A 23063-nucleotide genomic window follows, 5' to 3' on the forward strand; every position below is an offset into this window, starting at 1 on the left:
CCAGCGGGCCGGCGATGCTCCCGGAATTCATGCCACCTCTTGCCTTGAACGAAGTCTTTTCGCTTTTTTTGCGTCCTTTGCGGACCACAAAGCTCCATAGCTTCTGAGCTCTAGAACAGCAGCGAGGACATCCTGCGGCGATAGCGACCCACCAGTGCCGCGTCGTCGACGATGCGGAACGCGTCGATCAGTGCCTTGCGTGGCAGGCCGTCCTCGAATCCGCGGTCGCGGCTCAGCATCTCGATGAACTGCTCGAGCCCGGCCTCGGGCCGGCCGCCGACGATGTGATGCACGCCCAGCAGGTGGCGCGCGCGCAGGTCGTCGGAATTTGCCGCCAGCGCCTGTTCCAGCACTTCGGCCGGCGGCGCGCCTTCGAGCAGCGCCGCGAACACCAGCCGCGCCCGCGCCCGCTGCGCGCGATCGTCGACTGCAAGGTTGGCCGGCAGGCTGTCGAGCAGCTGCTCGGCTTCGCCCGTCGCGCCGGTCTGCACCAGCGCCAGTGCCAGGTCGAGCTTGAGCTCGTCCTGGTCCGGCGCCGCGGCGAGCTCCGCGCGCAGCCGCGCCGCCTCGGCATGTGGATCCAGCGGCGCGGCCTCGGCCGGTGCGGCATCTTCGGGCTCGGCCGGCGGGGCCGGCTCGATGCCGTGGTGCTTCAGGAACTCGCGGATCTGGCCCTCGGGCAGCACGCCGGGGAAGCCGTCCAGCAGTTGCCCGTCCTTGACCAGGAACACAGTGGGGATCGAGCGCACCTGGAAGGCCGCGCCCAGTTGCGGTTCCTTGTCGACGTCGACTTTGGCCAGCTCGAACGCGCCGTGGTACTCGCCGGCGAGCTTTTCCAGGATCGGCCCGAGCTGCTTGCACGGCCCGCACCACTCGGCCCAGAAGTCGACCAGCACCGGGGTCTGCAGTGATTTCTGCAGCACCGTGCTCTCGAAGCTGTCGGTGGTCGCGTCGAAGACGTGGGTCGTGGCGGTTTCGGAGATCATCGTTTTCAACATCCGGTCGGTCGCAGGTGTGCGCAAGATGGGGGCATCCGTCGGTCGGGGCAACCCGCCGCGCGTGGTGCCGGGCACGCTAGCATTGAGCGATGAACCGACCGCCCCTTTCCATCCCGCGCCATGCCGCTTGGATCGGCGCGCTGCTGTGCGCCAGCGCCGTGCTCGGCTTCGCCGCGATGCTCGACGGCTACCTGCACGCGCAGCATCCGCTCGGGCTGCTCGGCGCCAGCGGCATCCCGCGGGCGCTGGCATTCAACCTGCTCGGTTTCGTGCTGCCGGGGGTGTTGCTGGCGATCACGGCGGTGGCGCTGCGCGCGCGGCTGCCGGACATGGCGCGGCGCAGTGCCGGCGTCGGGGTCTGGCTGTTGGTGTGGTCGGCGCTGGCGTTTGCCGCGCAAGGCTTGCTGCCGCTGGACCCGAGCGACCTCGACGGCGCGCAGAGTCGCGGCCATGCGACGGCCTGGACGCTGTGGTGGATCGGGTTCGTGCCCGGTGCGCTGCTGCTCGCGGCGGGCCTGGGGCGGGTGGCGGCGTGGCGCATGCTGGCCATGCTGATGGCGGTATGCGCGATCGTGGTGCTGTTGCTGGCCGCGTTGCCGCCGGTGCTGGTGCCGGGTCCGATCGCGCAGCGCATCGCATTGGGCGCGTGGCTGCTGGCCTATATCGCTGTCAGCCGCGGGCGTGGCTCGGTGACAGAAGATCTGCCCTCGTAGGGTGGGCACAAGGCACAAAAGGCGTGCCCACCCTACGACTGCGGCTCGACGACGTTCAGCCGTAGCGGAGCTTCATCCCGAGGATCGCGCCGGCCAGCAGCAACGTGACGCTGTTGCAGCCGATCATCGGCCACGACTCCAGCCAGATGCCGTAGCCCAGCCAGAAGCCGATGCCGGCGGTGAACACCACGTACATGCTCAGCGAGATATCGCGCGTGTTGCGGCTGCGCAGGGTCTTTAGCGCCTGCGGCACGAACGCCACCGTGGTCAGCGTCGCGGCGACGTAGCCCATCCACTCGCCGCTCATGCGCAGCTCACGCGTCCGGGCCGGCCGGCTCGCGCTCGGCGTCCGGCATCCGGTAGACCTGGCCGTCCTTCATCACGAAATCCACGTCCATCACCGCATTGATGTCGGCCACCGGATTGCCCGGCATCGCGATGATGTCGGCACGCTTGCCGGCCTCGACCACGCCCTGGTCGTCGACACCGAGTACCTCGGCGGCGCGGATGGTCGCCGCCTGCAGCGCGGTAGCCGCGGGAATGCCGGCCTCGACCATGTAGAGGAACTCGCGGGCGTTGTCGCCGTGCGGGCCCACGCCCATGTCGGTGCCGAAGCCGATCTTGACCCCGGCATCGAACGCACGCGCCGCGGTGTCCTGGATCAACGCACCGATGCGCGCCGCCTTGGGCCGCACGACATCGGGGAAGTAACCGTCGATCTTCGCCTTTTCAGCGACGAAGCGGCCGGCATAGATGGTCGGCACGTACCAGGTGCCGCGCTCCTTCATCAGCGACATCACTTCGTCGCTCATGTACGTGCCGTGCTCGATCGTGTCGACGCCGCCGAGCACCGCGCGCTTCATGCCTTCCTCGCCGTGCGCATGCGCGGCGACCTTGTAGCCGTAGTCGCGCGCGGTGTCGACCACCGACTCGATCTCCTCGACGGTGAACTGCGGCGCGTCGCCGGACCTGGCATACGACAGCACGCCGCCGGTCGCGGTGATCTTGATCACGTCGCTGCCTTCCTTGTAGCGCTGGCGCACGGCCTGGCGCGCGTCGGCGACCGAGTTGATCACGCCCTCGGTCGGGCCCGGCGGGCCGATCAAGTGCGAGAGCGCGTCGTTGAGGCCGTTGGTCGGATCGGCGTGGCCACCGGTGGTGGCGATCGACTTGCCGGCGGCCCAGATGCGCGGGCCCTCGACCAGGCCCTGATTGATCGCATCGCGCAGGTGCGGGGTGACCTCGCCGCCGAGATCGCGCACGCTGGTGAAACCGGCCTGCAGCGTCTTGCCGGCGAAATCGGCGGCGCGGAACGCGTAATCGACGTCGCTGAGGCGGAAGCCCTCCGAGTAGCTTTGCGGACTGGACTGGCTGCCCATGTGCACGTGCAGGTCGGTCCAGCCGGGCGAGCAGGTGTGGCCGGACAGGTCGACCACCTGCGCGCCGGGCACGGCGACGAGGCCCTCGCGCACTTCGGCGACCTTGCCCTCGCGCACGACCACGGTGCGCGCGTCGAGCACCCGGCCGCTGCGCGCGTCGAACAACTGCCCGCACTGCAACGCGACCGGGCCGCCGTCAGCAGCGGCAGCCGGGGCGGCGGGACTGGCGAGCACCGCGGCGAACGCGGTCAGGGCGAGCAGGGTCGGCTTGGACATGGGGCGGCTTCCAGCAAGGACGAAGGGCCCGATTGAAGCACACCGCGAGCGGCGCGCGATGTGCCGGTTTCCACCGATGGCGGCATAGAGAGCGATTTCTTTGTAGGAGCGACGTGGGTCGCGATGACGTCGCTTCGATTGCTGGCGTTATCGCGACTCACGTCGCTCCTACAGGGGCGCGCTTACGTCGGCGGGAAGGCCGGGCAACCGCCACCCTCATGGCGGCCTTTTGTGCGCTGCGGTAGGCTTCCCGGTTCCCCTCCCGCAGTGCCGACGCCGTGTCCTCCGAAGCCGCCACCGACCCCACCGCCGCCGACCCGCGGGCATTCGACCCGTCCGCCGTGGAGGCCGCCGCCCAGCGCTACTGGGACGACACCCGGGCATTCGAGGTCGACGAGTCCTCGCCCAGGCCCAAGTACTTCTGCCTGTCGATGCTGCCGTATCCCTCCGGCGCGCTGCACATGGGCCATGTGCGCAACTACACGATCAGCGACGTGATCAGCCGCTACAAGAGGATGACCGGCCACAACGTGCTGCAGCCGATGGCCTGGGATGCGTTCGGACTGCCGGCCGAGAACGCCGCGATCAAGCACAAGACCGCGCCGGCCAAGTGGACCTACGCCAACATCGCGCACATGAAGCAGCAGTTGCGGGCGATGGGCTATGCGATCGACTGGTCGCGCGAGTTCGCCACCTGCGAGCCGTCCTACTACGTGCACGAGCAGCGCATGTTCGTGCGGCTGATGAAGCAGGGCCTGGCGTACCGCAAGAATTCGGTGGTGAACTGGGACCCGGTCGACCAGACCGTGCTGGCCAACGAGCAGGTGATCGACGGCCGCGGCTGGCGCACCGGTGCACCTGTGGAGAAGCGCGAGATCCCGCAGTGGTTCCTCAAGATCACCGCCTACGCGCAGGAGCTGCTCGACGGCCTCGACGCGCTGCCGGGCTGGCCGGATGCGGTCAAGACCATGCAGCGCAACTGGATCGGTCGCTCCGAAGGGCTGGAGATCCGCTTCGAGGTGGTCGATGGCGACGGCCAGCCGGTCGATTCGGTCACGGTCTACACCACCCGCCCCGACACGTTGATGGGCGCGACGTTCGTGTCGATTGCCGCCGAGCATCCGCTGGCGGCGCATGCCGCGCGCGACAATGAAGAGCTTGCCGCCTTCATCGCCGAGCTGCGCCAGGGCGGCGTCAGCGAGGCCGAGCTGGAGACCCAGGAAAAGCGCGGCATGTTCGCCGGCCTGCGCGCGGTGCATCCGCTCACCGGCGAGGAAATCCCGCTGTACGTCGCCAACTTCGTGCTGATGAACTACGGCACCGGCGCGGTGATGGCGGTGCCCGGCCACGACCAGCGCGACTGGGAATTCGCCACCCGCTACGGGCTGCCGATCAAGACCGTGATCGTGCCCGACGGGGTGCGCGACGCCCTGCGCGAGATGGAGCACGACATCGGCCAGCACGCCGACGCGATGAGTGCAGCGCTGGGCGAAGCACGCCCGGGCGATGTCTACGACACCGGCGCGGCGGTGCAGGTGGTGCAGCAGTTCGTGCGCGCGGTGGAAGAGCAGGGCGCCCATACCGAACGCGGCTGGCTGGTGAACTCGGGCGAGTACGACGGCATGGACTTCCAGCAGGCGTTCGATGCGCTGGCGGCCAGGCTGGAGGCGGACGGCCGTGGCGGGCGCCGGGTCAACTACCGGCTGCGCGACTGGGGCGTCAGCCGCCAGCGCTATTGGGGTTGCCCGATCCCGGTGATCATCTGCTCGAAATGCGGCGATGTGCCGGTGCCGGAAGACCAGTTGCCGGTGCTGCTGCCGGAGGACGTCGAGTTCATGGGCACCGGCTCGCCGCTCAAGGCCGATCCCGATTGGCGCAGGACCACGTGTCCGACCTGCGGTGGCGATGCCGAGCGCGAGACCGACACCTTCGACACCTTCATGGAATCGAGCTGGTATTCGGCGCGCTACACCTCGCCGGGTGCGAGCACGCAGGTCGATGAGCGCGCCAACTACTGGCTGCCGATCGACCAGTACATCGGCGGCATCGAGCACGCGATCCTGCACCTGCTGTATTTCCGCTTCTACCACAAGCTGCTGCGCGACCAGGGTCTGGTCGACAGCGACGAGCCGGCGGCCAACCTGCTGACCCAGGGCATGGTGATCGCCGAGACTTTCTACCGCGACAACGCCGACGGCTCCAGGGACTGGATCAACCCGGCCGAGGTCGAGATCGCGCGCGACGAGCGCGGCCGCATCACCGGCGCGAGCCTGGTCGCGGACGGCGAGCCGGTGGTGATCGGCGGCACCGAGAAGATGTCCAAATCCAAGAACAACGGCGTCGATCCGCAGCTGATGATCGGCAGGTACGGCGTCGACACGGTGCGGTTGTTCTCGATGTTCGCCGCGCCGCCGGAACAGTCGCTCGAGTGGAACGAGGCCGGCGTGGAAGGCATGGCGCGGTTCCTGCGCCGGTTCTGGCGCGAGGTGCTGACCCACGTGTCGCAGCCGGATCATCCCCATATTGGACGTGCGGCCGCAGGCCGGTCCAATTCCCTTCCCCCGCTTGCGGGGGAAGGTGCCGAAGGCGGATGGGGGCACGCGGAAGGCGTGATCGACGCAAGCACCCTCAACGCCGAGCAGAAGACCCTGCGCCGGTACCTGCACGAGACCATCCAGAAAGTCGGCGACGACTACGGCCGCCGCCACAGCTTCAACACCGCGATCGCGGCGCTGATGGAACTGCTCAACCATGTCTCCAGGTTCGACGACATGAGCGACCACGGTCGCGCGTTGCGGCACGAGGCGCTGGAGGCGATGGTGTTGCTGCTCAATCCGGTCACCCCGCACGTGAGCCATGCGTTGTGGCAGGCGCTGGGCCATGCGGAGACGCTGATCGAGGATGTGCCGTTCCCGCAGGCCGACCCGGCCGCGCTGGTGCGCGATGCGGTCACCCTGGCGGTGCAGGTCAACGGCAAGTTGCGCGGCACGATCGAGGTGCCGGTCAACGTCGGCAAGGCCGAGGCCGAGCGCCTGGCGCTGGCCGAGCCCCACGTGGCCAGGTTCATCGGCGAACAGCCGGTGCGCAAGGTGATCGTGGTACCGGGCAAGATCGTGAACATCGTGATCGCCGGTTGAACCCGGCGCTTGCCGGCCTGACGGCCCTCCTCCAGACTCCCCGCATGGTTGCTCGCCGCATGATTGTTCGCCTCGTTCCCCGCACCCTCGCGCTGGCCCTCGTGCTGGCGCTTGCGGCCTGCGGTTTCAGCCTGCGTGACGCGTTGGTGCTGCCGCCTGATCTCGGGCCGGTGCAGGTCGTCTCGGTCGACCGCTACAGCCCGCTGGCCGATTCCCTGGCACAGTCGCTGACCCGCGCCGGCGCCGTGCCGGCCACCTCGCGGACGGAAAACCCGGCGGTGCTGGAGGTACTGGCCGAGGAGTGGGGCGATACCCCGATCAGCGTCGACACCTTCGGCCGCGCGCAGGAGTTCAGCCTTCGCTACGCGGTGATCTTCGAGTTGCGCAAGGCCGACGGCTCGATGCTGGTGCCGCGCCAGACCATCGAGCTTTCGCGCGACTACATCTCGGTGCCGACCCAGTCCCAGGGCGCCGAAGGCGAACGCGACATCCTGGTGCGTGAGCTGCAGCGGGAAATGGCGGCGTCGGTCCTGCGCCGGATCGATGCGGTGGCCCGGCGCGGTGAGCTGCTCGTGGATGGGCAGGCGTCCGCCGGCTCCACGGCGCCGTTGGACGCGGATGCCGGGGTCGAAGCCGATGCAGACACCGAGGTCGACGCAGATGCCGACATCGAATCGGACGCCCATGCCGACGAGGCGGCCGTGGACGGCGACGGCGACGGCCCTGTGCAAGTCCCACATTCCTGAGCATGGACGTCAAGCCGGAGCAGCTGGTCACCCGACTCGCCTCCGAACCGCTGCGTCCGGCCTACCTGATTGCTGGCCCCGAGACCCTGCGCGTACTGGAGGCCGCCGACGCGGTGCGCGCCGCCGCGCGCGACCAGGGCATCGCCGAGCGTGAGGTGTTCGAGGCCGAAGGCAACCCGCGCGAGCCCGACTGGAACGCCTTGCAGGCGAGTTTCCGGGCGCCGAGCCTGTTTGCCAGCCGCCGCCTGCTGGAAGTGCGCCTGCCGACCGGCAAGCCCGGCAAGGACGGCGCAAAGCTGATCACTGAGTTCTGCGACGAGCCGCCCGCGGACGTGGTGCTGCTGATCACCGCCGGCGAATGGAGCCTCAAGCAGCATGGTGGCAAGTGGAGCGAGGCGATCGGGCGCATCGGCCATGTCGCGGTGGCCTGGGCGATCAAGCCGCACGAACTGCCCGACTGGATCGAGCGCCGCCTGCGCGGGCATGGCCTGCGGGCCGATCGCAGCGGGGTGCAGCGCCTGGCCGATCGGGTCGAGGGCAATTTGCTGGCGGCCGCGCAGGAGATCGACAAGCTCGCGCTGCTGTCCGGCGGTGGCGGTGAGCACGGCTCCGGAACCGACACTCCCGCGAACGGCAGCCGCGATGACCGGGTGCTCGATGCCGACCGCATCGATGCGCTGGTCGCCGATGCCGCGCGCTTCGACGTGTTCCGGGTGATCGATGCGGCGATGAACGGCCAGGCCGGGCAGGTCTCGCGCATGCTGGCCGGCCTGCGCGCCGAGGGCGAGGCGGTGCCGGCGCTGCTGGGCATGGTGACGATGGAACTGCAGCGCGGCGCCGCGCTGGCGCGCATCCAGGCACGCGGCGGCAATCTGTCGGCCGGGTTCAAGGCGCAGCGCATCTGGGACTCCAAACAGCCGATGTACCGCCGCGCGCTGCAGCGGCACGAGCACGATCCGCGGCGCTGGGACCTGTTCGTGGCCCAGGTCGGGCGCGTCGATCGGATGGCCAAGGGGCGCGAGGCCGGCGATCCCTGGCGTGCCCTCGAACGGCTGCTGCTGGCGCTGGCCGAGCCGCGCGCCGCGCGCCTGCTCGCCGGCACGCTGGCAGCCCCGCGCTGAGGGATGCGAAGGCGAATGGACCTGCTGGTATTCCAGGGCGGCACCTTCGATCCGGTGCACGAGGGCCACCTCGGCATCGCGCGGGCGGCGCGCGATGCGCTCGACGCCGAGGTCCGACTGATGCCCGCCGCCGACCCGCCGCACCGGCCCGCGCCCGGGGCGGCCGCGGTGCATCGCGCGCGCATGCTGGACCTTGCGGTCGCGGGGGAGCCGCGGCTCAAGGTCGACCGCCGCGAACTGCGGCGCGCGGGCCGCTCGTACTCGGTGGAGACCTTGCGCGAGATACGCAGCGAGACCGGCGAGGCGCAGCCGCTCGCGCTGCTGCTGGGCGCCGACAGTTTTCTCGGCTTGCCGCAGTGGCATTGCTGGCAGGCGCTGTTCGAACTGGCGCACTTCGTGGTGGCCGACCGCCCCGGCGCTTCGCTGGAGCAGGACCTGCCCGAACCCCTGGCCGCGGCCATCCACGGGCGCCGCTGCGATTCAGCCGCCGGGCTGCACGCAGCGCCGGCAGGCCGCCTGCTGCGCCTGCACCAGCCGCTGCAGGCGCAGTCGGCAACCGCCGTGCGCCAGCGCATCGCCAGCGGTGATGCGGGCTGGCGCGAACTGGTGCCGGCCGCGGTGGCCAGCTACATCGATCGTCACGAGCTGTATCGCACGCCGGAGGACGATGGCGTGGCGGAATTGCCCGACGACCCGGGCTCGCCACCGGCTTCGCTATAATCACGCTCAGCATTCATCCCGGGATTCACCCCAGGTTTCCGCGTCGGAAGGTCCAGGCCTTCAACACCCCCAACTCCCCCAGAGTCGATTCCGTTTTGTCCAGCCAAGCCCACGTCATCAAGACCCGTCTACCCAATCCCCCGCCGCCGATCGATGCGTTGCTGAAGACCGTGCATGACGCGATCGGGGAACTGAAAGCCAAGGATATCGTCGAGATCGACGTGCGCGGCAAGAGCAGCGTCACCGACTACATGGTCGTTGTCTCCGGCACCTCGACCCGCCACGTCAAGTCGATCGCCGACGAGGTGATCAAGTTCGCCAAGAACCTCGACGTCATGCCGCTGGGCGTGGAAGGCGAGCGCGAAGCCGAATGGGTGCTGGTCGACCTGGGCGACGTGGTGGTCCACGTGATGCTGCCGCGGGTGCGCGAGTTCTATGCGCTGGAGCGGCTGTGGACGGTCGGCGACGAGCCGCCGGAGGATGAGGACGCGCTCGAGGACGACCAGGACGATGCCGGCAGCGACTATCGGTAGTCGTTTCGGAGATCTGCGGATATAGAGAAGGCGCCTACGGGCGCCTTCTTTCTGGGCGGGCGTTACCATCGGGTTGATGAAAGCGAAACTGATCGCCGTGGGCGAACGCGCGCCGCGCTGGGTCGCCGAGGGCTTTGGCGAATACCGCAAGCGGCTCTCGCACTGGTTGCCGCTGGACCTGGTGGAAGTCGAGCCCGGCGTGCGCGGCAAGGGCCGCGACGCGGCGCGGGCGATGCAGGACGAGGGCGCCCGGGTGCTGGCGGCGATACCGAAGCAGGCTTGGGTGGTCGCACTGGACGGGGGCGGGCGCAGATGGTCCTCGGAGGAACTGGCGCAACGGCTGGAGCACTGGCGTGGCCAGGGGCGCGACCTGGCGTTCCTGATCGGCGGCCCCGAAGGGCATGCGCAGGAGGTGCTCACGCGTGCCGAGGAGTCCTGGTCGCTGGGTCCGCTGACCCTGCCGCACATGCTGGTGCGGCTGGTGGCCGCCGAGCAGCTCTACCGCGCCGCGGCGTTGCTGGCGAACCATCCCTACCACCGCGCGTAGACGTCGAGCGTCCAGATGTAGGAGCGGGCCATGCCCGCAATGGCGCCATCCGTGGCGGCATGCGTAGAGCCGAACTTGCTCGGCTGCTCTTGGCCGGGCATCTCGCAGCGGAGCAAGCTCCGCTCTACGACCGGTGCGAGGCGGGATCGGTGTCGTCCTCCGGTTCCCGGTCGATGCCGCCGGCGTCGGGATTGGGCCGCCGGCGTGGCTCCGGCTGCTGGGCATCGTCGCGGTCGCGCGGCTCGGCTTCGGCATAGCCGGGGTTGTGCTCCGGCTCCGGGTCGGGCGCCGGCGGCGCGGTTTTGTCGCGGGCAGTCATGCTGGATCTCCCGGTGCGGACACGGACTCGAGGTTGACCGACCAAGTGTCTTGGCCGGGTGACAGACTCGCGTGCCTGCCGATCCGGTGAACGATTCGTGAGCCAGGTCGTGATCGGCCACGTTTGGCGCGGTTTTCACGGGTTCTTGGGGGCTGGCGCTCAGCCATCGCGGGTTATCCTTGCCGCGATGCTCTATCTCGCCTCGAAATCCCCCCGCCGCCGCGAACTCCTGGCCCGTCTCGGTCTCGAATTCGGCGCCATCGATCTGGACCTCCCCGAACACCGACAGCCCGGCGAGCCGGCCGAGGTGTACGTGCGCCGTGTCGCGCGCGAGAAGGCGGTCGCCGGTCTGGCACAGGTCGTGGGCGACAGGTCGGCGCTGGTGCTGGGTTCGGATACCGAAGTGGTGCTCGATGACGCCGATGGCGTCGAGCAGGTGCTCGGCAAGCCCCGCGATGCCGACGGTGCCACCGCGATGCTGCGCCGCTTGTCGGGGCGCACCCACCGGGTAATCTCGGCGGTGTCGCTGGTGTCGTCCTCGCGCGAGTCGCAGGCGGTGTCGGTCTCCGAGGTGACGTTCGCCGAACTCGGTGAGGCGCAGATCGCGACATACGTCGCCAGCGGCGAGCCGTTCGGCAAGGCCGGCGGGTATGCGATCCAGGGCGGTGCGGAGGTGTTCGTGACCCGGCTCGACGGCAGCTATTCCGGCGTGATGGGCCTGCCACTGCACCAGACTGCCCGGCTGCTGGGCGAATTTGGCCTGGGGCCGATCGCCAAAGCTTTTGACACAGATCAAATCTGATGAACACGGATAGAGCACTATCAAATACATGCTTTATCCGTGTCTTTCCGTGTCGATCTGTGTCAGGAGCCGTTGCCTTGGTTGAGCAAATGCTCAGGGTTTGGTCGCGGTCCGGCTTTCGCGTGCCCTCACCCCGGCCCCGCTCCGCGCCCCAGCCCGCGCCAGCGGCGCGGGCGTTCAGCCGCACGCGCGCCAATGGCGCGCAAGCCGTGCGTCTTTACCCCGCGAGCGGGAGAGGGGGAGTAGGTGCCGCGCACGAGTCGCAAGCCCACGCATGCGCATGCCCGGTAGTCGCGCCGGGCAGCGGGGCTCCGATATGACGGAAGAGATCCTGGTCAACGTCACCCCGCGCGAAACCCGCGTGGCGGTGGTGGAGAACGGCATGCTGCAGGAGCTGCACATCGAGCGCGGCGGCGCGCGCGGGGTGGTCGGCAACATCTACAAGGGCCGGGTGCAGCGGGTGATGCCGGGCATGCAGGCGGCGTTCGTCGATATCGGGCTGGATCGCGCGGCGTTCCTGCACGCGGCCGACATCGTCAAGCCGGCCCCGGTCGGCAATGGCGAAGCCGACGAGGCGCCGCTGCCACCGACCCCGACCCGGCCGATCGCCGAGCTGCTGCGCGACGGCCAGGAAATCATCGTGCAGGTGGTCAAGGACCCGATCGGCAGCAAGGGCGCGCGCCTGACCACCCAGCTCAGCATTCCCTCGCGTTATCTGGTGCTGCTGCCGCGCACCCGGGTGGTCGGCGTGTCGGCGCGGATCGAGGACGAGGCCGAGCGCCTGCGCCTGAAGTCGCACGTCACCCTGCTGTCGAACGGCACGCTGTCGAACAGCATGCCGTCGACGAGCACGCCGTCCGGCGCCGAGCCAGCGATACCGGGCGAGCCGCCCGACGGCGACCGACACGGCTACATCGTGCGGACCAACGCCGAAAGCCAGCCCGAGGAGGCGCTCGCCGAGGACATCGGCTACCTGGGTCGGGTGTGGGCGCTGATCGCCGAGAAGGCGCAGGGCGCCCGGGTCGGCGAGTGCGTCTACGAGGACCTGACCCTGCCGCTGCGCGCGGTGCGCGACCTGATGCGGCGCGACGTGGAGAAGGTCAAGGTCGACTCGCGCGAGACCTGCGAGCGTTTGCGGGTATTCGCCGCGCAGTACATGCCCGGGCTCGATGAGAAGATCGAGCACTACGCCGGCGCGCGGCCGATCTTCGACCTCTACGGCGTCGAGGACGAGATCCAGCGTGCGCTCTCCAAGCAGGTGCCGCTCAAGTCCGGGGGGTATCTGGTGATCGACCAGACCGAGGCGATGACCACGGTCGACATCAACACCGGCTCGTTCCTCGGCCAGCGCAACCTGGAGGAGACCGTCTACCGCACCAACCTGGAGGCGGCGCAATCGGTCGCGCGGCAACTGCGGCTGCGCAACCTGGGCGGCATCATCATTATCGATTTCATCGACATGACCGACGCCGAACACAAGCGCCAGGTGCTGCGCCAGCTCGAGAAGGCGCTGGCCCGCGATCATGCCAAGACCACCGTCTACGACTTCTCGCCGCTGGGGCTGGTCGAGATGACCCGCAAGCGCACTACCGAAAGTCTCGAACGGCAACTGAGCGAGCCCTGCCACGAGTGCGGCGGCCGCGGCATGTTGAAAACCCCCGACACGGTCACCTACGAAATCTTCCGCGACATCGTCCGTCAGGTCCGCCAGTTCGACGCCCAGCGCATGCTGGTGATCGCCTCGCCCAAGGTGGTCGCGCGCATCACCGAGGAAGAGTCGGCGGCGGTGGCGGAGTTGGAGGAGTTCCTCGCCAAGTCGATCCGGTTCCAGGCCGACGAGCAGTATGCGCAGGAGCAGTTCGATGTCGTTCTTCTATAGCGCCGGGGCTCGGGACTGGGGACTCGGGATTCGGTCGAGCCGGGACTCGGGGAAGTCAAGAACAACTGCGAAAGCAAAAGCCGCGACGCCTGTCGTAGTCGCACGGTCGCGGCGTGACCGCTGTTCCCGAGTCCCGAGCCCCGGGTCCCGAGTCCCGCCGCCGCCGACGCCGAGCGCCCCGAGCTGATGCCCACCCCCCTGCGCCGCCGCCTGCGTCTGGCCCGCCGTGGCCTCGGCTACACCATCGCGATCGCGGTGGTGCTGGTCGCGGTGCTGCTGGGCATCGCCAGCCAGTTGTTGCCGCTGGCCGAGCGCAACCCCGGGCAGATCGCCGGGTGGCTCAGCGAGCGCGCCGGGCGCACGGTCGCGTTCGACCGGGTCGATACCCAGTGGACCCGGCGCGGGCCGCTGCTGCAGCTCGACAACCTGCGCATCGGTGATGGCGCCGGGGCGTTCACCGTCGGCGATGCCGAGATGCTGGTGTCGGTCTACGCCGGGCTGCTGCCGGGCCGGGCGTTTTCGGAGCTGCGGCTGCGCGGGCTCGACCTGACCCTGGAGCGCGCGCCCGACGGCCGCTGGCAGGTGCGCGGCCTGCCGGGGCAGCAGCAGTCCGGCGAGGACCCGCTGGAGGCGCTGGAAGGACTCGGCGAGCTGCAGGTGATCGATGGAAAGCTGGCGGTGATCGCGCCTTCGCTGGGAATCGATGCGCGCATCCCGCGGATCGACCTGCGTGTGCGGGTCGATGGTGAGCGCGTGCTGGCCGGGGTGCGGGCGTGGCCGCAGCTCGATGCGATGCCGCTGGACGCGGTGCTCGAGCTCGACCGCGCCAGCGGCGACGGCCGCGCCTACGGCGGCGCCCGGCGCGCCGACCTGTCCGCGTGGTCGCCGCTGCTGCGGGTGGCCGGCGTCGCGGTGGGCTCCGGTCGGGGCCGCGCCGAAGCCTGGGCCGAACTGCACGGTTACCGGCTGGCGCGGGTCACCGTGGAGGCTGCGCTAGACGATGTCGGCCTGCACGGCACTGCCACCCCCGAAGACGGCAGGGCGGCCACCCAGGCGCAACTCGGCCGGGTCGAAGGGCGTGCGCACTGGGCCTTGGGCGCGGGCGGCTGGCGCCTGGATGCACCGGTGTTGCGCGTGCGCGCCGCCGGGCACCTGCAGACGCTCGACGGGCTGGTCCTGACCGGCGGACGGCGTCATACCTTGCGCGCCGAGCGGATCGACGTGGCGCCGCTGCTGGCGGTGGCGTCCTTGAGCGATCGCGTGCCACCGGCATGGCGGCGCTGGCTGCAAGCCACCCAGCCGCAGGCGACCATGCACGAGGTCGAGATCCACAGCGAGCATGGCGGTCCGATGCACGCCAGCGCGCGCATCTCGGGCCTGGGCTTCGACGCGGTGGGCGACGCCGCCGGGGTGCAGGGGCTGGCTGGCGCACTGGACAGCGATGCGGACGGCTTCAGCCTGCGGCTGGACCCGGCCTCGCCGCTGCGCCTGGACTGGCCCGGCGGGTTCGGCGCCGCGCGCAGCGTGCGCCTGGCCGGCGACGTGAGCGGCTGGCGCGAGGGCGGTGGCTGGCGCGTCGGCACGTCCGGATTGCGCATCGAGGCTGCAGACGCGGGAGGCCTCGGCAACGACGGCACCGACGACGGCGTGCTTGGCCTGGTGGCCCGCGGCAGCCTGTGGTGGCAGGGCGACGGTACGCGCCCGTGGCTGGAGCTGGCGGCCCAGTTCGACGAGTTCCAGTTGCCGCTCGCCAGGGATTTCCTGGTGCGCCACCGCATGTCCGAATCGGTGGTGGCGTGGCTCGATGCGGCGCTGCTCGGCGGTAGCCTGCAGGACGGGCGTGCGCTGGTCTCCGGCGATCTGGACCACTGGCCGTTCAGCGCCGGCGAGGGCCGGTTCGAAGCGAGCGCGCATATCAGCCAGGGCGAGTTGAAATTCCATCCGGAGTGGCCCGCCGCCGAGGCTGTCGAGACGGATGTGCGGTTTGTCGGCGACGGGTTCGAGCTCGCCGGCACCGGCGCGCTGGCTGGCATCGACATCGGGTCGTTGCGCGCCGGGATCGACGCCTACCGTGGTGGCCGCCTGCGCGTGCAGGCGCGGGGCAGCGGCGACGCCTCCAAGTTGCTGTCGCTGCTGCGCGATAGTCCGCTGCATGCGAGCCATGCCGACACGCTCGACAACCTGAGCGCGCGCGGCGCGGCGGCGCTGGGCTTCGGGCTGGTCCTGCCGCTGCGGCGCGGCAGTCGACCGCACGTCGCCGGCACCATCGAGCTCGCCAATGCCGAACTGGCCGACGCGCGCTGGCAGCTCGGCTTCGACCGGGTCAGCGGCCGCGCCGAATACTCGCGCACCGGCTTCCGCGCCGAACAGCTCCGGGTGCGCCACGAAGGTGCACCGGGCCGCTTGTCGCTGCGCGCCGGCAAGGACTACGTGGAGGTGCCGGGGCAGGCCTTCGAGGCCGAGCTGGACGTCGAGCTGGCGGCCGACCGACTGCTCGAGCGCGCCCCGCAACTGGCCTGGCTCCAGCCGCACCTGGACGGACGCTCGGCCTGGAACATTGCCGTGGCCGTGCACGCCTCGCGCCCGCGCGGCTGGCCGGCCGCGCGGCTGCGGTTGCGCTCGGACCTGGTCGGCACCGGATTGGCGCTGCCGGCGCCGCTGCGCAAGCCCGCTGGTGAGGCGCTGGCGGCCACCGTGGAGGCACCGCTGCCGCTGGGCAGCGGCGACATCCTGGTCGGGCTGGGCGAACGCATGGCGTTGCGCGCCCGCACCGACAATGGGCCCACCGGGGTGCGCGTGGTGCTGGGCGCGGGCAGCGTCGGCACCGCGGCACCACCGGCCGGCCTGGTCGCGACCGGCACGGCGGCCGACCTGGACGCGATGGAGTGGGTCGCGCTGGCGCGTGGTGCTGGACAGGACGACGACCGCGGCGTCGGCGATGCCGGCGCGTCCGCCTCGCAGCTGCCGTTGCAGCAGATCGATGTCCGCGCACAGCGGCTGCACCTGCTCGGCGGCGTGTTCCCTGACACCCGGTTGGTGGCGGCGCCGGCGGCGCCGGCGGCGCCGGCGGCGCAGGGCGCGATCACGCTGCACACCACCGGCGCGGCGCTGCAGGGGGCGATGCGGATCACCACGGGCGATCGCGCCAGCGGCGAGCCCCCGGCGATCGATGGCGAATTCGAGCGGGCACACTGGCGTAGCGCCGCCGCGACGGCTCCGCTACAGACCGATGCCACGCCCGCTGCCGGGTCCGATGCCGCGCCACAGCAAGCCTCCCAACTCACTTCACAATCCGCTTCTCAACCAGATGCAGCCTCGCCCGCGACCGCGATGTCGACGCTGGCCGATCCGCCTCGCGCAAACTCAGGCGCCAGCGGGCTCCACCCTGCGCGCATTCCGGCGCTGGACCTCGTCGTCGGGGATCTGCGCGTCGGCGAGGCGCGCTTCGGCAAGGCGAGCCTGCGCAGCCGTCCCAGCGCCGACGGAATGCGCATCGAACAACTGCAGACGCGCTCGGACAAGCAGGCGATCGATCTGACCGGCGAATGGAGCGGGCAGGGCCCGGCGGCACGCACGCACATGAACGTCGCGGTGGACAGCGAAGACCTCGGTGCGCTGCTGACCGGTCTCGGATTTGCCGACCGCCTTGGCGGCGGCCACGGCAAGCTCGCCTTCGACGCGGCCTGGCCCGGCAGCCCGGCGGCGTTCGGGCTGGATTCGCTGGACGGCAGCCTGACGCTGGCGGCGCGCGAAGGCCGCCTGCTCGAAGTCGAACCCGGCGCCGGGCGCGTGCTCGGCCTGCTGAGCATCGCCGAGCTGCCGCGCCGGCTGAGCCTGGATTTCGGTGACTTCTTCTCGAAGGGGTTCGCCTTCAACCGGATCGACGGCACCGTGCGGTTCGCCGGAGGCACCGCGCGCAGTGAGGACCTGGTGATGGACGGGCCGGCTGCGGCGATCGACATCCGCGGCAGCGCCGACCTGCGCGAGCAGACTTACGACCAGACCGTCGAGGTGCGGGTCAAGGCCGGCAACCTGCTGACAGCGGTCGGCGCGATCGCCGGCGGCCCGGTCGGCGCGGCGCTGGGCGCGGCCGCCAACGCGGTGCTGGAGAAGCCGTTGGGGCAGATCGTGGCCAGGACCTACAAGGTCACCGGACCGTGGAAGGAGCCGAAGGTCGAGGTGGTCACCCGTGAACAGACCCGGGTGTCGGCCGCGGCGCCGGAGCCGGCTGGTTGAAGGTGCCTTCGCGGGGCCGCATGTAGTCTCTGGCGCTGCCGGCCACCCGCGCCGCGTTTGCAGTGTCACCTCTGCCCGGGACCACGCCGTCCCCGGCAAGATCCCGCAAGATCCCACCGACCGGACCTGTCCATGACCCTACAACTCGCCGAATCACGCCTGCTGCTGCCCGCCGGCCTCGATGCCGGTGGCCTCGAACGCACCTTCGGCACGCTGCTCGGCCCCGGCGTGGACTTCGGCGATCTGTACTTTCAGCATGCACGGCGCGAGAGCTGGACGGTTGAGGACGGTATCGTCAAGGACGGCGCGCACTCGATCGAGCAGGGCGTCGGCGTGCGCGCGATCAGCGGTGAGAAGACCGGCTTCGCCTACTCCGAAGAGATCAACAGCGAGGCCCTGCTGACCGCCTCCAGGTCGGCCCGGGCGATTGCCCGCGACGGCTCCACCGTAACCACGCAGTCGCTGATCCGCGGCAACAGCCACGCCTTATATCCGAGCGAGGACCCGGTCGATTCGCTCGGCAACGAGGAAAAAGTCGAAGCGCTGCGCCGTATCGACCAGTTGCTGCGGGCCGCCGACCCGCGCGTCAACCAGGTGGTGGTGAGCCTGTCGGGCGGCGTCGACACCGTGCTGATCGCGCGCAGCGATGGCGTGCTCGCCGCCGACGTGCGGCCGCTGGTGCGCTTCAGCGTGCGGGTGATCGTCGAGCAGAACGGCCGCCGCGAGAGTGGCTACGCCGGCGGCGGCGGCCGCTACACCTATGCCGAGCTGCTCGGCGACGGCAAGCCCGAGCATTGGGCCCGCGAAGCGCTGCGGCAGGCGCTGGTGAACCTCGAAGCGGTCGATGCACCGGCCGGGGTGATGCCGGTGGTGCTCGGCAGCGGCTGGCCCGGTGTGCTGCTGCACGAAGCGGTCGGCCACGGTCTGGAAGGCGACTTCAACCGCAAAGGCACCTCGACCTATGCCGGGCGCATGGGCCAGCGCGTGGCATCCCCGGGCGTCACCATCGTCGACGACGGCACCCTGCCGGGCCGCCGCGGCTCCCTCAACATAGACGACGAGGGCACCCCGACCCAGTGCACCACGCTGATCGAGGACGGCGTGCTGGTCGGCTTCATGCAGGACACCCTCAACGCCCGGCTGATGGGGGTCGCCCCGACCGGCAACGGCCGGCGCGAGTCGTTCGCGCACCTGACGATGCCGCGCATGACCAACACCTACATGCGCGCCGGCACGCACGACCCGCAGGAAATGATCGGCTCGATCAAGCGGGGCCTGTACGCGGTCAACTTCGGCGGCGGCCAGGTCGACATCACCAGCGGCAAGTACGTGTTCTCGGCGACCGAGGCGTACCTGATCGAGGACGGCAAGGTCACCGCGCCGGTCAAGGGCGCGACCCTGATCGGCAATGGCCCCGAGACGATGCAGAAGGTCCGCATGATCGGCCACGACCTCGCGTTGGATGAGGGCGTCGGTGTGTGCGGCAAGGACGGCCAGAGCGTGCCGGTCGGCGTCGGCCAGCCGTCGCTGCTGATCGAGGGGCTGACGGTGGGCGGGACGCAGGCGTGAGTGTGGCGGTGGCGCGGGGCTCGCTGACTGTTTCCTTCTCCCCTCGGGAGAAGGTGCCCGGAGGGCGGATGAGGGTTCGGCGAAGCGACGACAATGATGCAGCTGCTGTCAGTTGTCAGCTTCTGTGCGACAACGCGAACGCGGTACTTCCGCAGCGATTCGCGGCTTCACCGCTCCGCCGGACCCTCACCCCAGCCCTCTCCCGAGGGGAGAGGGAGCTAAAGGGCGGTATCGCTGTCGTCGGCCGCCTCGCCGTCCAGCATCAACCCCCGCAACTCCCGGAACAACTCCCGATACGCCCGCGGCGGCTTGTTGCGCTTGCGCTCCTCCAGCGCATTGCGCACCAGCTGGCGCAGGCCCTGGCGGTCGGCTTCAGGATGCTGGTCCAGCAGCTCGGCGAGGGCCACGTCGCCCTCGGCCAGCAGCCGGTCGCGCCAGGCTTCGACCCGGTGCAACGCCGCCGCCTCGCGCCGCGCGGTCTCGCCCTTGTCGTCGAGCGCGTCGCGGATCGCGTTCAGGGTCTCGTCGTCCTCGCGCCGCAACTGCTTGGCCAGGAACGCCAGTTGCCGTTTGCGGGCGATGTGCGAGCTGATGCGGCGGGCATCGTGGATGTGCGGCAACAGCGCCTCGGGCACCGGCAGCTTCGCCAGCTGGGCCTCGGTCAGCGCGACCAGTTGCTCGCCCAGCGCCAGCACCTCCAGGGCCTCGCGCCGGTTGTGGCTGCGGCTCTCGCCCCGGTATTCGCCGGTTTCCTCGTCTATGCCACGCATCATGCACCGCCGTTCCGTCGTGCCGGGCCTGCTCGGCACAGTCGTGAAAGGTTGCCGGGCAAGCCCGGCACTACGTACGCAAGGATAAGCCATTGAACCAGTCCACCTCCGCTTCCGCCCCGGCCAGCACGCCCGGCCACGCGCCCACCCACGTCGACAGCGAGGCCCGCCTGGATGCGCTGGCCGAGCTCTCGCAGCGCCTGCTCGCCAGCGCCCGCGGCCGCGGCGCCGACCAGGCCGAGGTGTCGTGCTCGGAGGAGACCGGGCTCAACGTCAACGTCCGCATGGGCGAGGTCGAGACGGTCGAGTCCAGCCGCGACCGCGGCATCTCGGTCACCGTCTACTTCGGCCAGCGCAAGGGCAGCGCCAGTACCGCCGACCTGCGCGAGGACAGCCTGGAGGCGACGGTCGAGCAGGCCTGCGCGATCGCCCGTCACACCGAGCACGACCCGGCATCCGGCCTGGCCGATGCCGGGCTGATGGCGACCGACCTGCGCGAGTTCGACAGCTGGCACCCTTGGGCGCTGGAGGCCGACCACGCGATCGACCTCGCCCTGGCCTGCGAGCAGGCCGGACGCGAGACCGATGCGCTGATCGAGAACTCCGATGGCGCCTCGGTCGGCAGTGGCAGCAGCGTCGGGGTGTACGCCAATTCACACGGTTTCATCGGCCGTGAGCGCAGCACCCAGCACAGCCTCGGCTGCGCCCTGATCGCGGGTCGCGGCGAGGGCATGCAACGCGACGGCTGGTACAGCATCGCGCTGGCCGCCGACGAGTTGCAGGGCGCGGCGGCGATCGGGCGCAAGGCCGCCGAGCGTGCGGTGTCGCGGCTGGCGCCGCGGCAGATCGCCACCGGAAGCTACCCGGTGCTGTTCGCCGCGGAGGTCGCACGCTCGCTGATCGGACACCTGCTCGGCGCGGTGTCGGGCGGGGCGGTGTACCGGCGCGCGAGCTTCCTGGTCGACAGCGTCGGCACCCGGTTGTTTCCGGAGTGGTTCTCGCTGCAGGAGCAACCCTTCCTGCCGCGCGGCTTCCGCTCGGCGTCCTTCGATGCCGAGGGCGTAGCCACGCGCGAGTCGCCGCTGGTCAGCGCCGGCGTATTGCAGCGCTACCTGCTGAGCAGCTACTCGGCCCGCAGGCTGGGCCTGCAGAGCACCGGCAACGCCGGAGGCGTGCACAACCTCAGCATCGGCTCCAACGCCGGCGATTTCGAGGCGATGCTGCGCGGCATGGGCCGCGGGCTGCTGGTCACCGAACTGATGGGGCAGGGCGTCAACACCATCACCGGCGACTACTCGCGCGGCGCCGCCGGGTTCTGGGTCGATGACGGGCGCATCCAGCATCCGGTCGACGGCATCACCATCGCCGGCAATCTCAAGTCGATGTTTGCCGCGATCGAGGCGGTCGGCAGCGACATCGATACGCGTTCGCACGTCCGTACCGGATCGATCCTGGTCGGCCGCATGACGGTCGCCGGCGAAGGTTGAGGCGGCTCCGCCCGGAGCCTCGGGGCCGGGCGCGGTGACCTCTGGCGCTTGACCTGCCACGCATGTGCGCCGACAGTGGCCGCACTGACCTGGAGGGATTCGCGATGAACGAGCAAGACAATGAACCGGCAATCGAAGCGACCGCAACCGGCGTTCCCGCGGACGAGCGGCAATGGGCGATGTTCGCGCACCTCTCGGCGCTGGTCGGCGGCATCCTGACCGGCGGCTGGGCCTTCAGCATCGGCTGCTTCATCGGGCCGCTGATCATCTGGCTGGTCAAGAAGGATTCGATGCGTTTCGTCGATGACCAGGGCAAGGAAGCATTGAACTTCAACATCACCGTGGCGCTGGTCTTCCTAGCGCTGCTGATCCTGTCGGTGGTGACCCTGGGCATCGGCCTGGTGATCGCGATCCCGGTGGCTGTCGTCGTCGGCATCACCTGGCTGGTGTTCACCATCATCGCCGCGATCAAGGCCAACGAAGGTGTGGCGTACCGCTACCCACTGACCCTGCGCCTGATCAAGTAGCGCACGGGCTTTCGTTACCGGAAAACGCCCGCATCCGCGGGCGTTTTTCGTAGAGCCGAGCTTGCTCGGCTGCGCCGGGTCGGCGCGGGGAAATGCAGCCGAGCAAGCTCGGCTCTACGCCAGAAACGCAGGACGGGTTTTCAACCCGCCATCGCGTCCTATCGATCCCGCTCCGCCGCCATCCGCCCCAACGCCGCCAACGCATCGCCGCGCTCGTCGAACGGCGCCAACGCCTCGGCCATAGCGCTGCTTAGTGCTTCCAACCGCTCGCGCGACGCCTGCATTCCCAGCAGTCCCGGGAAGGTCGCCTTGTCCTGCGCCGCGTCCTTGCCGGCTGTCTTGCCCAGCGTGGCGCTGTCGCCTTCGACATCCAGGATGTCGTCGCGGACCTGGAATGCCAGCCCCAGCGCATCGGCGTAGCGGTCCAACTGCGCGAGCTGCGCTGTCGTCGCGCCGCCGCACAGCGCACCCATGCGCACCGCGGCCCGGATCAGCGCGCCGGTCTTCAGTGCGTGCAGGCGCTCGAGCTCGGCGACGGTCAGCGCGGCGGGCGTGCCGGTCGCCTCGATGTCCAGCGCCTGGCCACCGCACATGCCCGCCGCGCCGGCGGCGCCGGCAAGCGTGTCGATCAGTTCGACGGCGATGGCCGGCGCGGCCTGGCTGCGAGCCAGCGCCGAGAATGCGAGCGACTGCAGCGCGTCGCCGGCGAGGATCGCGGTGGCCTCGTCATAGGCGACGTGCACGGTCGGCCGGCCGCGGCGCAGGGGGTCATCGTCCATCGCCGGCAGGTCGTCGTGCACCAACGAATAGGCGTGGATCAGCTCGACCGCGACCGCCGGTGCATCGAGGATGTCCTCGTCGGCCTCGAACAATGCACCGGCGGCGTAGACCAGCAGCGGCCGCATGCGCTTGCCACCGCCCAGCACCGCATGTTGCATCGCCGCGTGCAGGCGGGTCGGCGCGCTCGCCGGGTCGGGCAGGGCATGTGCCAGCGCGGCGTCGGCGCGCGCGCGCCAGCCGGCCAGGCGCGTATCAGGCATCGGACGCAGGCGAGCCGGGCGGCAGGAAGGGCTCTGCGCCGGCCGGGTCCTGCGGGTCGCTGAGCAGCCGTACGCGCAGTTCGGCCTGTTCCAGCGCGGTCTGGCAACGGCGATACAGCCCGACGCCGCGCTCGTAGGCGGCGAGCGAGTCCTCCAGACTCATCTCGCCATGCTCCATCTTCTCGACCAGCTGCTCGAGCGCGTCCAGGGACTGCTCGAAATCGGCAACGGGGGTGGTTTCGGTGGCAGGTTTGCGAGGCATCT

General features: G+C 70.1%; 20 protein-coding genes. 13 read left to right on the forward strand and 7 right to left on the reverse strand.

Going from position 1 to position 23063, the window contains the following annotated elements; genetic code table 11:
- Positions 1 to 110 precede the first annotated feature (110 nt).
- On the reverse strand, positions 111 to 986 hold the full coding sequence (gene trxA / locus ACJQWM_RS12530; protein WP_332706497.1) for a thioredoxin: 876 nt from the start codon (positions 984 to 986) through the stop codon (positions 111 to 113).
- Between the two features lie 101 nt (positions 987 to 1087).
- On the opposite strand from trxA, the gene ACJQWM_RS12535 reads away from it, so the two are divergent.
- On the forward strand, positions 1088 to 1711 hold the full coding sequence (locus ACJQWM_RS12535) for a DUF998 domain-containing protein (RefSeq protein ID WP_332706500.1): 624 nt from the start codon (positions 1088 to 1090) through the stop codon (positions 1709 to 1711).
- Positions 1712 to 1766: 55 nt separating this feature from the next.
- On the opposite strand, the gene ACJQWM_RS12540 is transcribed toward ACJQWM_RS12535, so the two are convergent.
- On the reverse strand, positions 1767 to 2018 hold the full coding sequence (locus tag ACJQWM_RS12540; protein ID WP_332706503.1) for a SemiSWEET transporter: 252 nt from the start codon (positions 2016 to 2018) through the stop codon (positions 1767 to 1769).
- 7 nt (positions 2019 to 2025) lie between these two features.
- The gene (locus ACJQWM_RS12545; RefSeq protein ID WP_332706506.1) at positions 2026 to 3366 is read right to left on the reverse strand and encodes a metal-dependent hydrolase family protein; all 1341 of its coding nucleotides are present in this window, start codon (positions 3364 to 3366) and stop codon (positions 2026 to 2028) included.
- Positions 3367 to 3644: 278 nt separating this feature from the next.
- On the opposite strand from ACJQWM_RS12545, the gene leuS reads away from it, so the two are divergent.
- From leuS to rlmH, 6 genes are all read left to right on the forward strand, one after another.
- Positions 3645 to 6503 (forward strand): leucine--tRNA ligase, encoded by a 2859-nt coding sequence (leuS, locus tag ACJQWM_RS12550; RefSeq protein WP_332706509.1) that lies wholly within the window; start codon positions 3645 to 3647, stop codon positions 6501 to 6503.
- Positions 6500 to 7249 carry an LPS-assembly lipoprotein LptE gene (locus tag ACJQWM_RS12555; RefSeq protein WP_332706512.1) on the forward strand — a complete coding sequence of 250 codons (750 nt, stop codon included), beginning with the start codon at positions 6500 to 6502 and terminating at the stop codon, positions 7247 to 7249. Before leuS ends, ACJQWM_RS12555 begins: the two co-directional genes overlap by 4 nt.
- Before the next feature lie 2 nt (positions 7250 to 7251).
- Entirely contained in the window at positions 7252 to 8370 is a 1119-nt protein-coding gene (holA, locus tag ACJQWM_RS12560) for a DNA polymerase III subunit delta (RefSeq protein WP_332706515.1), read from the forward strand.
- A gap of 15 nt (positions 8371 to 8385) precedes the next feature.
- On the forward strand, positions 8386 to 9090 hold the full coding sequence (gene nadD, locus ACJQWM_RS12565) for a nicotinate-nucleotide adenylyltransferase (protein ID WP_411306868.1): 705 nt from the start codon (positions 8386 to 8388) through the stop codon (positions 9088 to 9090).
- 95 nt (positions 9091 to 9185) lie between these two features.
- The gene (rsfS, locus tag ACJQWM_RS12570) at positions 9186 to 9623 is read left to right on the forward strand and encodes a ribosome silencing factor (RefSeq protein ID WP_332706331.1); all 438 of its coding nucleotides are present in this window, start codon (positions 9186 to 9188) and stop codon (positions 9621 to 9623) included.
- A 76-nt stretch (positions 9624 to 9699) separates the two neighbouring features.
- Positions 9700 to 10170, forward strand: a complete 471-nt coding sequence (gene rlmH / locus ACJQWM_RS12575) for a 23S rRNA (pseudouridine(1915)-N(3))-methyltransferase RlmH (protein ID WP_332706334.1) — start codon at positions 9700 to 9702, stop codon at positions 10168 to 10170.
- A 124-nt stretch (positions 10171 to 10294) separates the two neighbouring features.
- Here the strand turns inward: rlmH and ACJQWM_RS12580 are convergent, their stop codons facing one another.
- Complete coding sequence (locus tag ACJQWM_RS12580; RefSeq protein WP_332706337.1) at positions 10295 to 10489, reverse strand: hypothetical protein; 195 nt, start codon at positions 10487 to 10489, stop codon at positions 10295 to 10297.
- A 187-nt stretch (positions 10490 to 10676) separates the two neighbouring features.
- Here ACJQWM_RS12580 and ACJQWM_RS12585 point away from each other — a divergent pair, with 187 nt between their 5' ends.
- The 4 genes from ACJQWM_RS12585 (at position 10677) to tldD (ending at position 18975) form a co-directional block, all read left to right on the forward strand.
- Complete coding sequence (locus ACJQWM_RS12585) at positions 10677 to 11291, forward strand: Maf family protein (protein WP_332706341.1); 615 nt, start codon at positions 10677 to 10679, stop codon at positions 11289 to 11291.
- Between the two features lie 316 nt (positions 11292 to 11607).
- The gene (locus ACJQWM_RS12590; protein ID WP_332706344.1) at positions 11608 to 13170 is read left to right on the forward strand and encodes an Rne/Rng family ribonuclease; all 1563 of its coding nucleotides are present in this window, start codon (positions 11608 to 11610) and stop codon (positions 13168 to 13170) included.
- Positions 13171 to 13356: 186 nt separating this feature from the next.
- On the forward strand, positions 13357 to 17406 hold the full coding sequence (locus tag ACJQWM_RS12595; RefSeq protein ID WP_332706347.1) for a YhdP family protein: 4050 nt from the start codon (positions 13357 to 13359) through the stop codon (positions 17404 to 17406).
- Between the two features lie 132 nt (positions 17407 to 17538).
- Positions 17539 to 18975, forward strand: a complete 1437-nt coding sequence (tldD, locus tag ACJQWM_RS12600; RefSeq protein WP_332706350.1) for a metalloprotease TldD — start codon at positions 17539 to 17541, stop codon at positions 18973 to 18975.
- 218 nt (positions 18976 to 19193) lie between these two features.
- On the opposite strand, the gene yjgA is transcribed toward tldD, so the two are convergent.
- Positions 19194 to 19745 (reverse strand): ribosome biogenesis factor YjgA, encoded by a 552-nt coding sequence (yjgA, locus tag ACJQWM_RS12605; protein ID WP_332706386.1) that lies wholly within the window; start codon positions 19743 to 19745, stop codon positions 19194 to 19196.
- 170 nt (positions 19746 to 19915) lie between these two features.
- Between yjgA and pmbA the strand changes: the two genes are divergently transcribed.
- Both pmbA and ACJQWM_RS12615 read left to right on the forward strand, forming a co-directional pair.
- Entirely contained in the window at positions 19916 to 21232 is a 1317-nt protein-coding gene (gene pmbA / locus ACJQWM_RS12610; protein WP_332706389.1) for a metalloprotease PmbA, read from the forward strand.
- A gap of 104 nt (positions 21233 to 21336) precedes the next feature.
- Complete coding sequence (locus tag ACJQWM_RS12615; RefSeq protein ID WP_332706352.1) at positions 21337 to 21759, forward strand: DUF4870 domain-containing protein; 423 nt, start codon at positions 21337 to 21339, stop codon at positions 21757 to 21759.
- Positions 21760 to 21917: 158 nt separating this feature from the next.
- On the opposite strand, the gene ACJQWM_RS12620 is transcribed toward ACJQWM_RS12615, so the two are convergent.
- Together ACJQWM_RS12620 and ACJQWM_RS12625 are read right to left on the reverse strand one after the other, a co-directional pair.
- Entirely contained in the window at positions 21918 to 22799 is an 882-nt protein-coding gene (locus ACJQWM_RS12620; protein ID WP_332706355.1) for a polyprenyl synthetase family protein, read from the reverse strand.
- The gene (locus ACJQWM_RS12625; RefSeq protein ID WP_411306869.1) at positions 22792 to 23061 is read right to left on the reverse strand and encodes an exodeoxyribonuclease VII small subunit; all 270 of its coding nucleotides are present in this window, start codon (positions 23059 to 23061) and stop codon (positions 22792 to 22794) included. The genes ACJQWM_RS12620 and ACJQWM_RS12625 overlap by 8 nt, the downstream gene beginning before the upstream one ends.
- Positions 23062 to 23063 lie beyond the last annotated feature (2 nt).

Source organism: Novilysobacter longmucuonensis, from assembly GCF_046600735.1.
Lineage (GTDB): Bacteria > Pseudomonadota > Gammaproteobacteria > Xanthomonadales > Xanthomonadaceae > Novilysobacter_A > Novilysobacter_A longmucuonensis.

What these genes read in the sequence shown, in the direction of transcription:
- ACJQWM_RS12595 (WP_332706347.1), top strand. Translation starts at nt 13,357, where the DNA reads ATGCCCACCCCCCTGCGCCGCCGCCTGCGTCTGGCCCGCCGTGGCCTC.
- ACJQWM_RS12615 (WP_332706352.1), top strand. Translation starts at nt 21,337, where the DNA reads ATGAACGAGCAAGACAATGAACCGGCAATCGAAGCGACCGCAACCGGC.
- ACJQWM_RS12545 (WP_332706506.1), bottom strand. Translation starts at nt 3,366, where the DNA reads ATGTCCAAGCCGACCCTGCTCGCCCTGACCGCGTTCGCCGCGGTGCTC.
- trxA (WP_332706497.1), bottom strand. Translation starts at nt 986, where the DNA reads ATGATCTCCGAAACCGCCACGACCCACGTCTTCGACGCGACCACCGAC.
- yjgA (WP_332706386.1), bottom strand. Translation starts at nt 19,745, where the DNA reads ATGCGTGGCATAGACGAGGAAACCGGCGAATACCGGGGCGAGAGCCGC.
- rlmH (WP_332706334.1), top strand. Translation starts at nt 9,700, where the DNA reads ATGAAAGCGAAACTGATCGCCGTGGGCGAACGCGCGCCGCGCTGGGTC.
- ACJQWM_RS12590 (WP_332706344.1), top strand. Translation starts at nt 11,608, where the DNA reads ATGACGGAAGAGATCCTGGTCAACGTCACCCCGCGCGAAACCCGCGTG.
- ACJQWM_RS12580 (WP_332706337.1), bottom strand. Translation starts at nt 10,489, where the DNA reads ATGACTGCCCGCGACAAAACCGCGCCGCCGGCGCCCGACCCGGAGCCG.
- ACJQWM_RS12585 (WP_332706341.1), top strand. Translation starts at nt 10,677, where the DNA reads ATGCTCTATCTCGCCTCGAAATCCCCCCGCCGCCGCGAACTCCTGGCC.
- nadD (WP_411306868.1), top strand. Translation starts at nt 8,386, where the DNA reads ATGGACCTGCTGGTATTCCAGGGCGGCACCTTCGATCCGGTGCACGAG.
- holA (WP_332706515.1), top strand. Translation starts at nt 7,252, where the DNA reads ATGGACGTCAAGCCGGAGCAGCTGGTCACCCGACTCGCCTCCGAACCG.
- tldD (WP_332706350.1), top strand. Translation starts at nt 17,539, where the DNA reads ATGACCCTACAACTCGCCGAATCACGCCTGCTGCTGCCCGCCGGCCTC.
- ACJQWM_RS12620 (WP_332706355.1), bottom strand. Translation starts at nt 22,799, where the DNA reads ATGCCTGATACGCGCCTGGCCGGCTGGCGCGCGCGCGCCGACGCCGCG.
- ACJQWM_RS12540 (WP_332706503.1), bottom strand. Translation starts at nt 2,018, where the DNA reads ATGAGCGGCGAGTGGATGGGCTACGTCGCCGCGACGCTGACCACGGTG.
- ACJQWM_RS12535 (WP_332706500.1), top strand. Translation starts at nt 1,088, where the DNA reads ATGAACCGACCGCCCCTTTCCATCCCGCGCCATGCCGCTTGGATCGGC.
- ACJQWM_RS12625 (WP_411306869.1), bottom strand. Translation starts at nt 23,061, where the DNA reads ATGCCTCGCAAACCTGCCACCGAAACCACCCCCGTTGCCGATTTCGAG.